Source organism: Rhizobium sp. NZLR11, from assembly GCF_019685115.1.
Classification (GTDB): domain Bacteria; phylum Pseudomonadota; class Alphaproteobacteria; order Rhizobiales; family Rhizobiaceae; genus Rhizobium.
In genome coordinates, this window is record NZ_JABDWD010000002.1 from 248,392 (window position 1) to 262,673 (window position 14,282).

Here is a 14,282-nt window from a genome sequence, read left to right on the forward strand (position 1 = left end):
GACCGCCGCCCGCGGCGCCTGAAAGGTATTCCGACATGGAAAAACCACGTAGCAAGGCAGCGCTCTGGCTGCTGATCATTCCGTATATAGGCCTGCTCTGGCCGGCATTTTACAATGTCCGCGAGCCGTCCCTTTTCGGCTTTCCGTTCTTCTACTGGTATCAGCTTCTCTGGGTGCCGATCACCGCGACGCTAACCTGGATCGCTTATCGGAGCACCCGCCATGACGACTGATATCAACGGCCAGGCGCTTGCCGTCTTCATCTTCTTCTTCGTCCTCGTCACGGTCATGGGCTTCGTCGCCAGCCGCTGGCGCAAGCCCGAGACGCTCGCCCATATCGATGAATGGGGCCTCGGCGGCCGCAACTTCGGCACCTGGATCACCTGGTTCCTCGTCGGCGGCGATTTCTATACCGCCTATACGGTGATCGCCGTCCCGGCGCTGGTCTATACGGTCGGCGCCTACGGCTTCTTCGCGCTGCCCTACACCATCGTCGTCTACCCCTTCGTCTTCATGGTCATGCCGGTTCTGTGGAAACGCGCCAAAGAGTTCGGTTATGTGACGGCTGCCGACGTCGTCCACGGCCAATACGGATCGCGCGGCCTCGAACTCGCCGTCGCGGCAACGGGCGTCATCGCCACCATGCCCTACATCGCCCTCCAGCTCGTCGGTATGACTGCGGTCCTGAAGGCGCTCGGGCTGCATGGCGAATTGCCGCTCGCGATCGCCTTCATCGTGCTGGCGCTCTATACCTATTCGGCGGGCCTGCGCGCGCCGGCCCTGATCGCCTTTGTCAAGGACATCATGATCTACATCGTGGTGATCGCAGCCGTCGCACTGATCCCGTCGAAGCTCGGCGGCTACGCCAATGTCTTCGCCTCGGCCGATGCGGCCTTCCAGGCCAAGGGCTCCGGCAACCTGCTGCTCGGCGGCAATCAATATGTCGCCTATGCCACGCTGGCGCTGGGTTCGGCGCTTGCCGCCTTCATGTATCCGCATACGCTGACAGGCATCTTTGCCTCCAACAGCGGCAAGACGATCCGCAAGAACGCGATCATGCTGCCCGCCTATACGCTGCTGCTCGGTCTTCTGGCACTGCTCGGCTATATGGGTCATGCCGCCAATCTGAAGCTCGACAGTGCCAATGATGTCGTTCCGACCCTGTTCAAGACGCTGTTTTCGGGCTGGTTCTCCGGCTTCGCCTTTGCGGCGATCGCCATCGGCGCGCTGGTGCCGGCGGCGGTGATGAGCATTGGTGCCGCCAATCTCTTCACCCGCAACTTCTGGAAAGCCTATGTCGATCCGAAGGTCAGCGATGCGGGAGAGGCGAAGGTCGCAAAGATCACCTCGTTGGTGGTGAAGGTCGGTGCGCTGCTCGTCATCATCTTCCTGCCGACGCAGTTCGCACTCGACCTGCAGCTGCTCGGCGGCATCTGGATCCTGCAGACACTTCCGGCCCTGGTCTTCGGCCTTTACACCAACTGGTTTCGAGCACCCGCTTTGCTGGCCGGTTGGTTCGTCGGCTTCTGCGGCGGCACCTTCCTGGTCTGGGATGCCGGTTGGAAACCGCTGCATATGATCAGCCTCGGCGGCGAGCCCTTCACCGTCTACACGGGACTGCTGGCGCTTGCGGCAAACATCGCGGTCGCAGTCGTGCTCAATGCCCTGCTTCCGGCCAAGGTTCCGGCCCGGGCGTGAGACCAATCAAAGCAAAGGGCGGCACACGCCGCCCTTTGCAATTTGCTATCCAGCAGAAGCTGACCGGAAATCAGTCCGATTTAAAACTCTTCCCAATCGCCGGCCAATGCTGCGTTCCCCTGGGCCGCATTTCCCTGGCCCGCGCTTCGCTGAAACGACCTGCCTACCTTGGCAATCATCTGGCGCGCCGGCGAGGACACCGGCTGAGCATGTTGTGCCGCGGCAGCGGGCTGCGTTGAGCGCTTCGATACCACCGCGCCCCCGATGCTGAACTGGCCTAGGAGCTGGAACAGCGCGTCGGCTTCCTTGGCGAGGTTATGGGCGGCGGCCGTCGCTTCTTCCACCATGGCTGCGTTCTGCTGCGTGCCCTGATCCATCCTGTTGACAGCGGTGTTGATCTCCTTCAGACTCGTTGCCTGCTCTTGCGAAGCGCCGACAATAGCGCCGACATTGCCGTCGACCTGCTGCACTTGTGCGACGATCTCTTGCAAGGCTTTTCCGGTCTCGCCGACCAAGGCGACGCCGTTTTTCACGTGGCCGTTCGACGCGTTGATCAGCTCTTTGATTTCCTTTGCAGCCTTGGCGGAACGTTGCGCCAATTCGCGCACCTCCTGGGCAACGACGGCAAAACCCTTGCCTGCTTCACCGGCGCGGGCGGCTTCGACACCGGCATTCAACGCAAGCAGGTTGGTCTGGAAGGCGATTTCATCGATGACACCGATGATGCTTCCGATTTCAGTAGCGGAGGATTCGATCTTGCCCATCGCGTCGACCGCACCCCGGACGACGCTGCCCGAACGCTCCGCGCTGTCCTTCGTCTTGCGAACGAGCTGCCCTGCTTCCTGGGCCTTGTTGCTCGAGTCGGCGACAGTGGTGGTGATTTCCTCGAGCGCAGCAGCGGTTTCCTCAACGGATGCGGCCTGCTGTTCGGTCCGCTTGGCGAGATCATCCGACGAAGATCGGATCTCCTGTGCGCCGGCGGCGATCGCACTTGCGTTCTGAGCAACCTTCTGCATGGCGGCGCGGAGCTTTTCGACAGCGGTATTGAAGTCGGCTCTGAGCTTTTCCAGAGACGGGATGAACGGCGTGTCGATCTGCTGTGTGAGGTCGCCGTCGGCCAGCGCCTGCAATGCATCGCCAAGCTGGCCGACAGCCCGGTCGGTCTGCTCGGCAAGAGTGCGGCGTTCATCGGCATCCTGTTCGAGCCGATGCCGTTCTGCGACAGCCCGCTTGGCTTCCGTGTCAGCTTCCCGTTCGGCCTTTGTCGAAATGGCGTCACGCAAGCCGGCCACAGCGCGCGCAAGCTTGCCGATCTCATCACCTCGCGCTTCGAGGCGACGATCGCCGTCGAGATTGCCCTCCGCCATCGCTTTCAACGAAAGCTGCAATTTTGCCAGCGGGCCGACGATCGTACGCGCGGTAATCGCAGCCGCAATGATCGAAAGAAGAGCCGCGATACCCAACGCCGTCAGCACGATCGGCTTGAAGCCGCTTGCCGTGCTGCGAACCTCGCCACCAATCGATTTGTTCAGTGCTTCCTGATAATCGATGAATTTGTTGATGGCGCCCAGCCAGGAAATGAAGGCCGGTCTTGCCTGTTCGAGCAGGATCTTGCGGGCCGCGTCGCCATCGCCCTTTTCCTGCAGCGCAATGATCTGAGCGACCAAAGGATTGGTTTTCGCCTGTATGTCGGCGATGTCGCCCAGAATGGTCTTTTCCTGATCCGTCGCACCTGCCGGAGATGCAACCATATCCGCCATGCGCTTTTCATTCTCGGCGTAGGTGGCGGCCAGCTTTTCGATCAATGCCTCGGCCGCTTTGCGTTCATCGGCAGAGGTCACCAGAGTGACGTCGCGAATGGCAATCGCCCGATCGTGCACGCTGCCGCGATAGTTGATGGCAAACCGCTGCTTGACGCTGTTGACGTCGTTGATCGTTCCAAGGTTGCTGTTGATCTCATCGACCTGTACCGCCGAGTAGATGCTCAGGCCGGCCATCAGCACAATCAGGAAGCTGAAGCCAAGAGCGAGACGCATCGCGATCCCGAAACTTTTAATAGTATCCATTGCCACGCTCCATCGTGTTGGCGAGGTTTGTCAAAGGTGTCTATGACCAGGATCTGTGCCCGAATGCGTCCGCCGTGCACTACTGCGCGCGTCGCGCCTAAAGCGGGGCGAGCGTCAGCGTAACAACGTCGATTCATGCGAGATTTCGGTATACCTGGCCGGCCATCATGGCGTAGGTGACGATCCTCAGAACGTCGCTCCGATACCCTTAAAAATAGGGGGAGATATTTTAGAGAGTGTAAACGAAGCCGGCAGGGCGTCATATTGCTGCGCTTTTTGACTATTTTGTCGCATTTTTCGTCTTAAACGGCTCGACGTCCGCGCGGAAAACCTACACCAAGTTGTTGGTTTGAAGTGACGCACATCTCCTGTTGCAAACGGACGGTTTGAATCCACTTGCCAAGAGCCAAGCATTGATCTGCCTAGGCGTAGTCGATGTTCAGCGATGCAATCGGCATGAATTGCAGCTTCTGCGCCGCGTTGCTGGGCGACACTGGACAGGAAGGCTGTCTGACGATCCGGATGGGCGGCGAGGAATTCCTGCTGTTGTTTCCCGGGCGAGTGCCGGGGACACCTTTGCCGATGTCGAGCGGCTGCGGACCACGAATGGCCAAGGTGACCCCGAAGCTTGAAGTCACCTGTTCCATCGGCCGACTGCCTGGGGGCGGCGCTGCATATGGCGGACGCCAACCTTTATATCGCCAGGAATTCCGGCCGCAATCGATGAGTTGCGACGGCGACCTGACGCAGTCATCAAGACCATCACCCGGAAAACATGCGTTGCTTGCCGAAATCGATGCGCCGATCTCAGGCGGTATGCGGCGAGTATTCGTTGGCCTGGAAGACGTGATGATGCACCTTGCCGGTGAAGAGCTGGAGGAGTTCGCCGGTGACCTCGCGGCTCTCGAAGCGCACATCGGAGCGAAGCGCTGCGTTCACTGCATCCATATCCGGGTAACGAATGGCCAAGGCCATGGCATAGACCGGGGCGCCTTCGTCGCGCTCCATCCCGTCCAGCACCCGGACTTCCTCGGCGCCCGGAAATTTCGTCCAGAGCGGGACGAGCCGCTGTTTCACGAAGTCGCGGAATTCCTCTTCCCGACCGGGATGGATTTCACCTTCAAATAAAGCATAACGAATAATCATAGCTTCTCTTTTCCAAAACTCGCCGGAGCTGGATCGATGGGGATGCGAGGAAGTGAGGGCGTATCGACCGATACGCCCTGATCGGAGGCTTATTTGCCCCAGACTTTCTTGTATTGATCGCGATAGCCGTTATCGGGATCGAAGCTGTTCTTCGGTCCGCCGTCGAACTCGACGTTGGCGCTGGTCACCACATGCAGTGGCGACACGTAACCCGACCACGGAACGCCCGCAAAGGCGCGGTTAAGCTCGTCGACGAGCTGCCAGCCCTGGAGGTTGAGCGGCTCGGCGACCGTGACGGCCTGAAACTGCTTGGCGCGGATACGTTGATAGGCGCTCTCCGAACCATCGCCTGCTGCAACGTTCACCGGTTTTCCGTCGCCGGCAATGCCGGCTGAAGCGAGCGAAGGCCCCATGAAGTCGTAATAGAGGTCGTTGATCGCCAGAGAATGCGTCCACTTGGCGCCATACTTCTGCAGCAGCGACGTGGTCAATTGCGGCATGCGCTGAGAGGTTTCGGCAATCGGCGTGTCGACATATTCGAGCACCGTGCCGCCGAGATCCTCGATCTCCTTCTTCATGCGGTCGGCCTTGGCGATCGCGATCGCATAGGTGGAGTCGGTAAAGATGATGACGCCAGGCTTGCCGCCTGCGTCGACGAAGGCCCAATCGGCCGCAGACTTCGATACTTCCATCGCATCGGTCGTCACGTTAGCGAAGACGCCGACTTCGGGAACGGGGCCGACAGCCGAGGCGGCGTGCCAGGAAACCATTGGAATACCGGCCGCCTTGGCCGCTTCCATCGCCGGCTTCTGCTCGACCGCGTCGAAGCCGTTGATGATGATGCCATCCGGCTTCAGGGCCATCGCCTGGCCGAACGCCGCGGTCCGCCCGCCGATCGAACCGGCGCCGTCAAGCGCCTTGACCGTCCACCCCAGCGCGCCCGCCGCTTCCTGAACGCCATTGACCACGCCGAGAATGCCGCCATTCTTCATGTCGCCGGCCAGAATGACGATGTTCTTTCCGCTGGCGCCCTTGGGGCCGCTCGTCGGGCCATCCCAGGCGCTCACCTTGGAAGCATACTTGCCGACAACGGCCTTGGCGTCGGCCATTGAATCGGCCAATGCCGGCATGCTGAGCATAACGGCGACGGTTGCGACCGTTGCCTGCAATAATGTTCTGCGCTTCATGTCCACTCCTCCATTTTGTTTGTTGTAAGATGCCGGGATGAGCCGGCATCCTCATTTGGATGCGGGTGTGATCCTCCTCACAGCTCCGCGCTTGCGCTGGGCATACCCTGCTATGCCGATCGCAATCAGCAGGGTTACGCCGTTGAACAGCGGCTCGACGAAGAACGACCCGCCGAATTGCTGAATTCCGGATATGCCGACCGCCAGAATGATGACGCCGATCAAAGTGCCCCAGACGTTCACCCGCCCCGGCTTGATCGTCGTCGATCCGAGAAATGCGCCGACAAGCGCCGGTAGCAGATATTCGAGGCCGACGCTGGCCTGGCCGATGCGCAGCTTCGAGGCGAGAAGGACCCCGGTCAGCGCTGCCAGCAGGCCTGAGGTGACGAATGCGCCGATCACGAATTTGCGGACCGGAATGCCATTGAGGGCTGCCGCCTTGGGATTGGCGCCGATGGCGTAGAGATAGCGGCCGATCGGCAGGTATTCGAGCACGACCCACATGCAGATGGCGATCAGCAGCACGTAGAAGCCGGTGATCGGCAGGCCGAACAGCATGGTGCCATTCAGCGCATAGAAACCCTCCGGCAAGACGCCGACCACCTGCCGCCCGCCGGTGTGCCAGAGGGCAAGCGCGTAGAGAACCGTTCCCGTACCGAGCGTGGCGATGAAGCTGTCGATCTTTGCGACTTCGACCAACAGCCCGTTGATGAAGCCGGTGAGGACGCCGAGCGCCAGAACGATGATCACGGCGACCGGCCAGGGCAGGCCATAAGCGGTCTGCAGGCTGATGGCGAGAATATGCCAGAGCACGATGCCGTAGCCAACGGTCAGATCGATGCGGCCCGATGCCATCGGGATCATCGCGGCGAGCGACAGAAGCGCGATGATTGCCTTGTCTGAGACAATCGAGCGAACGTTCAGCACGGTGGGGAACGTATCCGGCAGAAGGATCGAGAAGATCACGATCAGGCCGACGGTCAGGATCACCAGCCCGTAGACCGGGATCAGGCGTCCGATCTTCTGGCCTGTGGACAGGCCGGCCATTTCGCTCTTGGTTGGCTCCAGCGCGGTGGATTCAATGGATTGCATGGCTGTTCTCCCGATGGCTCAAGCCGCTTCCGACGCGGAGGCGGCGGTGATGACCGCCTCCGTCGTGAGGGCGCTTCCAGTCAGTTCGCTGACGATTTTGCCGCGCGAGAAGACCAGCGCGCGGTGGCATATATGGGCGATTTCCTCGAAATCGGTCGAGACGACGACAACCGCGAGACCCGCCTCGAGCGCCTGGGTGATCAGACGGTAGATCTCGGCACGCGCGCCGATGTCGACGCCGGCGGTCGGATCTTCCGCGACCAGCAGCTTGCGGCCGGTCGCCAGCCAGCGACCGACGACCACCTTCTGCTGGTTGCCGCCCGACAGGGCCTCGACCGGCAGATCCGGATCGTTCGGCCGCAGGCCGACGGTGTGGCCGATCGCATGGGCAAGGTCGGCTTCGCCGCGCGGCGACAGGAAGGACAAAAGCCCGCGGCCGACGGCGCCTGGATTGAGATAGGTATTTTCCCGGATGGAAAGCGACAGAGCAACGGATTCTTCCGTCCGGTCACGGGCAATCAATCCGATCCCCGACGCCATGGCCCGTCGCGGGCTCGAAAGATCCGGGGCCTCGTCATGCAGCAGAACCGTGCCGTTGAAGGGCTCGCAACCGAACAGCGCCCGGCCGATCCGTTCCTGGCCGGCGCCACGCAATCCGGCCAGGCCGAGCAGCTCACCTTCGCGGATATCGAAGGATATCGGGCTCGTGCCGGCACAGATGAGGTCACGAACCTTGACGATCGCCTTGCCGGGCGTAATCGCGGCCTTGGAAAAGAGACTATCGCCGCTGCGACCGATGATCATCGTCACCAGCTCGTCGGGCGCCGTTTCGCTGACCGGCTTCTGTCCGACCATGCATCCGTCACGCAGAACGGCGACCCGATCGGCAATACGGAAAATCTCGTCGAGCCTGTGGGAGACATAGATCATGCCGACGCCGCGATCCTTTAGAGGACGGATCGCATTGAACAGCCGGTCGACTTCATCGGCGGGCAGGCTCGCCGTCGGCTCGTCGAGCACCAGAACGTCAGCTTCGACGGCAAGTGCGCGAGCGATGGCGACAAGCGATTTTTCGGTGCGCGACAACGTCGAGACCCGCGTGGTGGGGTCAAAATCGCAGCCAACCAGTTTCAGGGCTTCCTTGGCGCGCGCTTGCGTCCTGTTCCAATCGATCAGGCCGCGGCGCATCGAGAAGCCCTGCGACAGGCCCATATTCTCGCCGACCGTCATCCACTCGATCAAACCGAGATCCTGGTGGATGAAGGCAACCGGCTGCCGCTCGTTCGGCTTCGGGGGGCGATGGTGGTAGCTCTCGCCGCGGAAAAGGATGTCGCCGCTATCTGGCTTGTAGATGCCGGCGAGCGTCTTGATGAGCGTCGATTTGCCGGCGCCGTTTTCTCCGAGCAGCGCGAGAATTTCTCCCTCGCGCAAATCGATCGAGACATCACGCAGCGCTTGCGTGCCGCCGAAGCTCTTGGTGATCGATTGGAACTCCAGCAGTCTCCTGGCTTCCACTGTGGCTCCTCCCAAAGCTGCGGTTGTCATTGGCTGTATGTTATCGATAACATTTGCTGATGGTCAAGCAGAAAGTTGACAATCTCGAATTTCGAATAAAGATTGGCGTCAGCCGGGCTGAAGCCCGTCGAGAAGGCGCATCATTTCGGCGGAGTCCTTCGGCCCGAGCCCGGCGGCGCAGAGCAGTCGGTGGATTTCGACTACCGCGCCGGTCATCGGCAAGGGCGTCTTTGTCTTCAGCGCAAAGGCCTGCAGCGAATCCAGGTCCTTCAGCATGTTGTCGATCCTGCCGGTCGGTGAGAAATCCCGGGCGGCGAATTTTGCCATGAATTCCTGCATGATCCGATTGTCCGCCCGACCGCCGGCAAGAGCTGCCGGGATGGCTGAGGGATCGACGCCGCCGGCTTCGGCAAGCTTGACGGCTTCAGCGACGGCCTGAAACAGCACGGCGCAAAACAGCTGGTTGATCAGCTTCGTGGTCTGCCCGGCGCCGGATCCGCCCATCAGCGTGTAATTGGCGGCAAGATGCCGCATCACCACGCGCGCCCGTTCGAAATCCTCAGGGCTGCCGCCGGCCATGATCGTCAGGCGCCCGCTCAGCGCACCGGGCACGCCGCCGGAAAGCGGGCAATCCACCCATGCCATGCCCGTTTCCCGGCGCAGTCGCATCGCCATGTCCGCGGTCTCGGCGGGATCGATGGAGGACATGTCGATCAGCAGCTTGTCGGCGCTCGCCGCCGCTGCAACGCCCTTCTCGCCGAAGACGACGGCACGCACGATGTTCGCATGATTGAGGCTGAGCACGCAGAATTCCGACGCCGCGACCGCATCTTGCACGGAACTCGCCGCGTGGGCGCCCTTGGCTGCTAATGCCGCAACTTTTTCGGCATCCAGGTCAAAGGCCGATACTTTGTGGCCGGTTTCGATCAGTCGGCTGACGATCGCCGTTCCCATGATGCCCGCGCCGATGACGGCGACATCTGCTCTATAGTCACACTGCATGAAACCCTCCCTTGACAGCCACGCCGCTCAGCCCTTTGCAAGCCAGCGCCACAATATCGTCCAACACATTATCGATCGGCACCGTCACCACGTGAGGTTCACCGGCCGGCGGCTCCAGCGCCTGCAGTTGGCTGTCAAGCAAGGACGCCGGCATGAAATGACCCTTGCGGGCCTGCATCCGCGACAGCAATAGATCGCGAGACCCTTCCAGGAAAACGAAGGCCAGACGCCCGCTTGCCGCCTGCCGCAGCCTGTCCCGATAGGCTTTCTTCAGCGCCGAACACGAGATCACCAATCCCTGCGACGCGCCTTGCGCAGTGGTTATTTCCTCACCAATCCGGTCGAGCCAGGGCAGCCGGTCGGCGTCGGTGAGCGGGGTGCCCTCAGCCATTTTCGCGACATTTCCGACGGGGTGGAGTTGATCGCCCTCGACAAATCGCATGCCGTATTCAGCGGCGATGCGCTCTCCAACCGAGGATTTGCCGCAGCCGCTTACGCCCATGACAACGACGGCAAGAGGCGGTGCCTTTCTTTCGAAGTCCATTGTCTCGTCTCTGTCAGAGGCAGGTCGTGATGCCGCCGTCGACATAAAGCGTGTGGCCGTTGATGAAGGACGAACCGCCGCCCGACAGGAAAACGGCAGCGCCGACCAGTTCCTCGACATTGCCCCACCGTCCGGCCGGCGTCCGCTTCTCGAGCCAAGACGAGAATTCGGGGTTGTCGACGAGCGCCTGGTTGAGCGGCGTCTTGAAATAACCTGGCGCAATCGCGTTGATCTGCAGGCCGTACTTGGCCCAGTCGGCGCACATGCCGCGCGTCAGATTGCGCACCGCGCCCTTGGTTGCCGTATAAGGAGCAATGCCGGGGCGGGCGAGTTCGCTTTGAACCGAGGCGATGTTGATAATCTTGCCCTTGCCGCGGGCGATCATGGCTTTGGCGGCTGCCTGGCCGACGTAAAACACGCTCGAAATATTGGTGGTCAACAGCAGTTCCCATTTGTCCGCCGGAAAATCTTCCAGCGGGCTTCGAAACTGCATGCCGGCATTGTTGATCAGGATGTCGAGCGACCCGATATCGGCTTCGACCGCGTCAATGCCCTGTTTGGCCGCATCCTTGCTGGTCACGTCGAAGATCGCCGCATGGGCAGACAGGCCCTGAGCCTTGAGGCTCTCGACTGCGCGCTTGACGCTTTCGGGCGTGCGGCCGTTGATGATGACCTCGGCGCCGTGTTGGGCCAGGCCTTCCGCCAGGGCATAGCCGATCCCCTGGCTCGAGCCGGTGATCAGGGCAAGCCGTCCGGTCAGATCAAACAGGTTCTTCATGCAAATAACTCCTCCAGTGTCGCTGCGAATGACCGCTTATACCGCCACTCGCGGTGAAACTCACTTGACATCCCGCCTTCGAATTATATGTTATCGATAACATAATCAACTGTCAAAATGCCGGATGGAGACGGAATGCCTGAGGTAGAAATCTTGATGACCGGAGCCTATCCGGAGTGGGACATGGTGGATCTGGAGGCGAAGTATCGCGTCCATCGCCTGTGGGAAGCGGCAGACCGGCAAGAACTGATCGTAAGGGTCGGCAGGGATATTCGCGCGATCGCGACGCGTGGTGAACTCGGCGCCTCCGCCGAGCTGATGAAGCAACTGCCGAAGCTGGAGATCGTCTCCTGTTACGGCGTCGGCACCGACGCGATCGACCTGTCCTTTTCCCGCGCCAATGGCATTCGCGTGACCAATACCCCCGATGTGCTCACCGAAGATGTCGCCGACATCGCCATCGGGCTGCTGCTTGCCACGGCGAGACAGGTTCCGCAGGCCGACGTTTTCGTCCGCTCCGGCCAATGGGGCAGTGTCGCCATGCCGCTGGTGACGCGCGTCTCCGGCAAGAAGGTCGGGATCATCGGCATGGGCCGGATCGGCCAGGCAATCGCCAGAAGGGCTGCCGGTTTCGGCTGCGACATCGCCTATTTCACTCGCCACGAGCACACGGATGTCGCCTATGCCTACCAGCCGGACCTGGTGGCGCTTGCCGATTGGGCCGATTTTCTGATCGTCATCGTTCCGGGAGGGGAGGCGACTGTGAAGATCATCGACGCCGATGTGCTTAAAGCCCTCGGCCCCAACGGCATTTTGATCAATGTTTCGCGCGGGACGACCGTCGACGAAGAGGCGCTGATCGCCGCACTGCAAGACCGTAGCATTCAGGCTGCAGGCCTCGATGTCTTCCTGAACGAACCCAAGATCGATGCGCGTTTCCTGACGCTCAAAAACGTTGTGTTGCAGCCCCATCATGGCTCCGGTACCGTCGAGACACGCAAGGCAATGGGCCAACTGGTCAGAGACAATCTCGCTGCGCATTTTGCCGGTCGCCCGCTTCCAACTCCCGTCGTGTAAGGATTTCGATATGAAGGCCATCGTCATTCATGCCGCCAAGGATCTGAGGATCGAAGAGCGAGAGCCGGAGGTTGTAGGCGCGGGGCAGGTTGAGATTGCCATCGAAGCCGGCGGCATCTGCGGTTCCGACCTGCACTATTACAATCACGGCGGCTTCGGCACCGTTCGTCTGCGCGAACCGATGATTCTCGGCCATGAGATTGCCGGGACGGTCAAGGCACTGGGCGCCGGCGTTGCCGATCTTGCCATGGGAGACCGTGTTGCGGTTTCCCCAAGCCGGCCGTGCAATCATTGCCAATATTGCCTGAAGGGACAGCAGAACCACTGCCTCAACATGCGGTTTTATGGCAGCGCCATGCCGATGCCGCATATTCAGGGCGGTTTTCGCCAGCGGCTGGTGGCGGAGCGCTGGCAATGCCACAAGGTCACTGAGGGCATTTCCATTCATGAGGCCGCCTTCGCAGAACCTTTTGCTGTAACTTTACATGCGGCAAACCGCGCCGGATCGCTGCTGGGCAAACGGGTGCTCGTCACCGGCTGCGGCCCGATCGGGATGTTGGCAATCATTGCGGCGCGCGTTCTCGGCGCCCGCGAAATCGTCGCGACTGACGTGACGGATAGCGTTCTGGCCATCGCCCGCACCAGCGGCGCGGATCGAACGATCAATGTTGCCACCCATGCTTCCGACCTTGCGGCCTACAGTGCCGAAAAGGGATACTTCGATGTGATGTTCGAGGCGTCAGGTAATGAGCGAGCCGTGCGCGCCGGCCTGGAAACGCTGAAGCCTCGCGCCGTTCTGGTGCAACTGGGCCTTGGCGGTGATGTCTCCATCCCACAGAACATGATCGTTGCCAAAGAAATCGAGATGCGCGGGACGTTCCGTTTTCACGAGGAATTCGCGCTCGCCGTCGAGCTGATTAACGCGCGCCGCGTCGATCTGAAACCGTTGCTGACGGGCGTTTTTGCCATCGATGAGGCCGTTGCCGCCTTTGAGCTGGCAGGTGACCGCAGCAAATCGATGAAAGTGCAGATCGCCTTCTGATATCGGCATCCGACTATTGGGCGGCGCTGCGGCCCGTGCTTTCGCGCAGGACGACCCTATAGCCGGTCAATATGATCTCGTCGCCGGTCGCCTCGCCGCTGCCCTGCAGCGCGTCCAGCAGGCGGGCGGCGGCCTGGCGGCCGATGCCGTAACAGTCGACATTGATGGTCGTGATGCTGGGATGACAGATCGACGAAATCTCGTAGTCGCCGAAACCGGCGATGGCGATATCACCCGGCACTTTCATTCCCCTGCGCTTGCATTCCATGATCGCACCGAAAGCGGAAAGGTCGGAGACGCAGAGAACGACTTCCGTGTCCGGCCAGCGCTCCAAGAGGCTGACGATCGCCTGGCCGCCCTGTTCCATGGTGATCGGCGGTACGCCGAAGGAAATCATCCGCCCCGGTCCCAGGCCGAGTTCTTCGACAGCCTTCTGGAAACCGCTTCGCCGCTGACTGCCGCGCGTATCGCGTGCCGTCGTTCCGCCGATATAGCCAAACTTCCGGTATCCCTGGCCGGCGAGCGCCCGCACCAGAAGGGCCATCGCCTCGCTGTTGGAAAAGCCGACGACATGATTGATCGGGTCTTCTGGAAGCTCCCAGGTCTCGACAACAGGAATGCCGGCTTTTGCAAGCATCCGCCGGGCGCGCGCCGTGTGCGAACCACCGGTCAGGATAATGCCCTCAGGACGACGGCGCAGCATCGCCTCGATCAGCTCTTCTTCTTTCTCCGCCGCGTAGTCGGTATAGCCGAGAAGAAGCTGAAGGCCGGTATTCTCCAGCGCATCGGTGATGCCGCGCGCGGTGTCGGAAAAATTCGAATTGTTGATGGAGGGCACCAGCGCGGCGATGAAGCCGCTGCGCCTTGACGAAAGACTGCCGGCCGACAGGTCGAGCACGTAGCCGAGCGCGTCGACAGCTTCCATGATGCGCTTTCGCGTCTCCTCGGAAACGCTTGCATCCTGGCGGAAGGCCCGCGAAACGGTCATGGCGGATACGCCGACATATTTGGCAACCTCCGCCATCGTCAGCTTTTGAGCGTCTCCCGGCTTCAGACGCTTGTCTTTCGGCTCATCCTCGTTTTTCACTGGTCTCCGCTTTCAAACACGCTTCCTGCGCTCGACAATCCAGACACG

14 protein-coding genes are annotated in these 14,282 nt (G+C 61.1%); 4 read left to right on the forward strand and 10 right to left on the reverse strand.

Annotated features, from left to right (window positions below):
- The first annotated feature begins 35 nt into the window (after nucleotides 1-35).
- Nucleotides 36-233 (forward strand): DUF3311 domain-containing protein, encoded by a 198-nt coding sequence (locus HJB83_RS05000; protein WP_164012938.1) that lies wholly within the window; start codon nucleotides 36-38, stop codon nucleotides 231-233.
- Complete coding sequence (gene mctP, locus HJB83_RS05005) at nucleotides 223-1,698, forward strand: monocarboxylate uptake permease MctP (RefSeq protein ID WP_221114913.1); 1,476 nt, start codon at nucleotides 223-225, stop codon at nucleotides 1,696-1,698. Before HJB83_RS05000 ends, mctP begins: the two co-directional genes overlap by 11 nt.
- An 80-nt stretch (nucleotides 1,699-1,778) precedes the next feature.
- On the opposite strand, the gene HJB83_RS05010 is transcribed toward mctP, so the two are convergent.
- The 9 genes from HJB83_RS05010 to HJB83_RS05050 form a co-directional block, all read right to left on the reverse strand.
- Entirely contained in the window at nucleotides 1,779-3,764 is a 1,986-nt protein-coding gene (locus HJB83_RS05010; protein ID WP_221131355.1) for a methyl-accepting chemotaxis protein, read from the reverse strand.
- A 422-nt stretch (nucleotides 3,765-4,186) separates the two neighbouring features.
- Nucleotides 4,187-4,411 carry a hypothetical protein gene (locus HJB83_RS05015; protein WP_207584993.1) on the reverse strand — a complete coding sequence of 75 codons (225 nt, stop codon included), beginning with the start codon at nucleotides 4,409-4,411 and terminating at the stop codon, nucleotides 4,187-4,189.
- 160 nt (nucleotides 4,412-4,571) lie between these two features.
- Complete coding sequence (locus HJB83_RS05020; protein WP_207584992.1) at nucleotides 4,572-4,910, reverse strand: hypothetical protein; 339 nt, start codon at nucleotides 4,908-4,910, stop codon at nucleotides 4,572-4,574.
- A gap of 89 nt (nucleotides 4,911-4,999) precedes the next feature.
- Nucleotides 5,000-6,097: a substrate-binding domain-containing protein gene (locus HJB83_RS05025; RefSeq protein ID WP_221114915.1), complete on the reverse strand. Its 1,098-nt coding sequence runs from the start codon at nucleotides 6,095-6,097 to the stop codon at nucleotides 5,000-5,002.
- 51 nt (nucleotides 6,098-6,148) lie between these two features.
- On the reverse strand, nucleotides 6,149-7,189 hold the full coding sequence (locus HJB83_RS05030) for an ABC transporter permease (protein WP_164012916.1): 1,041 nt from the start codon (nucleotides 7,187-7,189) through the stop codon (nucleotides 6,149-6,151).
- A gap of 18 nt (nucleotides 7,190-7,207) precedes the next feature.
- Nucleotides 7,208-8,704 (reverse strand): sugar ABC transporter ATP-binding protein, encoded by a 1,497-nt coding sequence (locus tag HJB83_RS05035; protein ID WP_207584990.1) that lies wholly within the window; start codon nucleotides 8,702-8,704, stop codon nucleotides 7,208-7,210.
- Nucleotides 8,705-8,812: 108 nt separating this feature from the next.
- Nucleotides 8,813-9,706, reverse strand: a complete 894-nt coding sequence (locus HJB83_RS05040) for an NAD(P)-dependent oxidoreductase (protein ID WP_221131356.1) — start codon at nucleotides 9,704-9,706, stop codon at nucleotides 8,813-8,815.
- Complete coding sequence (locus tag HJB83_RS05045) at nucleotides 9,696-10,250, reverse strand: gluconokinase (RefSeq protein ID WP_207584988.1); 555 nt, start codon at nucleotides 10,248-10,250, stop codon at nucleotides 9,696-9,698. The genes HJB83_RS05040 and HJB83_RS05045 overlap by 11 nt, the downstream gene beginning before the upstream one ends.
- A gap of 13 nt (nucleotides 10,251-10,263) precedes the next feature.
- Nucleotides 10,264-11,028, reverse strand: a complete 765-nt coding sequence (locus HJB83_RS05050; protein ID WP_207584987.1) for an SDR family oxidoreductase — start codon at nucleotides 11,026-11,028, stop codon at nucleotides 10,264-10,266.
- Between the two features lie 135 nt (nucleotides 11,029-11,163).
- Between HJB83_RS05050 and HJB83_RS05055 the strand changes: the two genes are divergently transcribed.
- Both HJB83_RS05055 and HJB83_RS05060 read left to right on the forward strand, forming a co-directional pair.
- On the forward strand, nucleotides 11,164-12,105 hold the full coding sequence (locus HJB83_RS05055; protein ID WP_221114916.1) for a 2-hydroxyacid dehydrogenase: 942 nt from the start codon (nucleotides 11,164-11,166) through the stop codon (nucleotides 12,103-12,105).
- A 10-nt stretch (nucleotides 12,106-12,115) separates the two neighbouring features.
- Nucleotides 12,116-13,147 (forward strand): L-idonate 5-dehydrogenase, encoded by a 1,032-nt coding sequence (locus tag HJB83_RS05060; RefSeq protein WP_221114917.1) that lies wholly within the window; start codon nucleotides 12,116-12,118, stop codon nucleotides 13,145-13,147.
- Nucleotides 13,148-13,160: 13 nt separating this feature from the next.
- Here HJB83_RS05060 and HJB83_RS05065 read toward each other — a convergent pair whose 3' ends face one another.
- Complete coding sequence (locus HJB83_RS05065) at nucleotides 13,161-14,234, reverse strand: LacI family DNA-binding transcriptional regulator (RefSeq protein ID WP_221114918.1); 1,074 nt, start codon at nucleotides 14,232-14,234, stop codon at nucleotides 13,161-13,163.
- Nucleotides 14,235-14,282 lie beyond the last annotated feature (48 nt).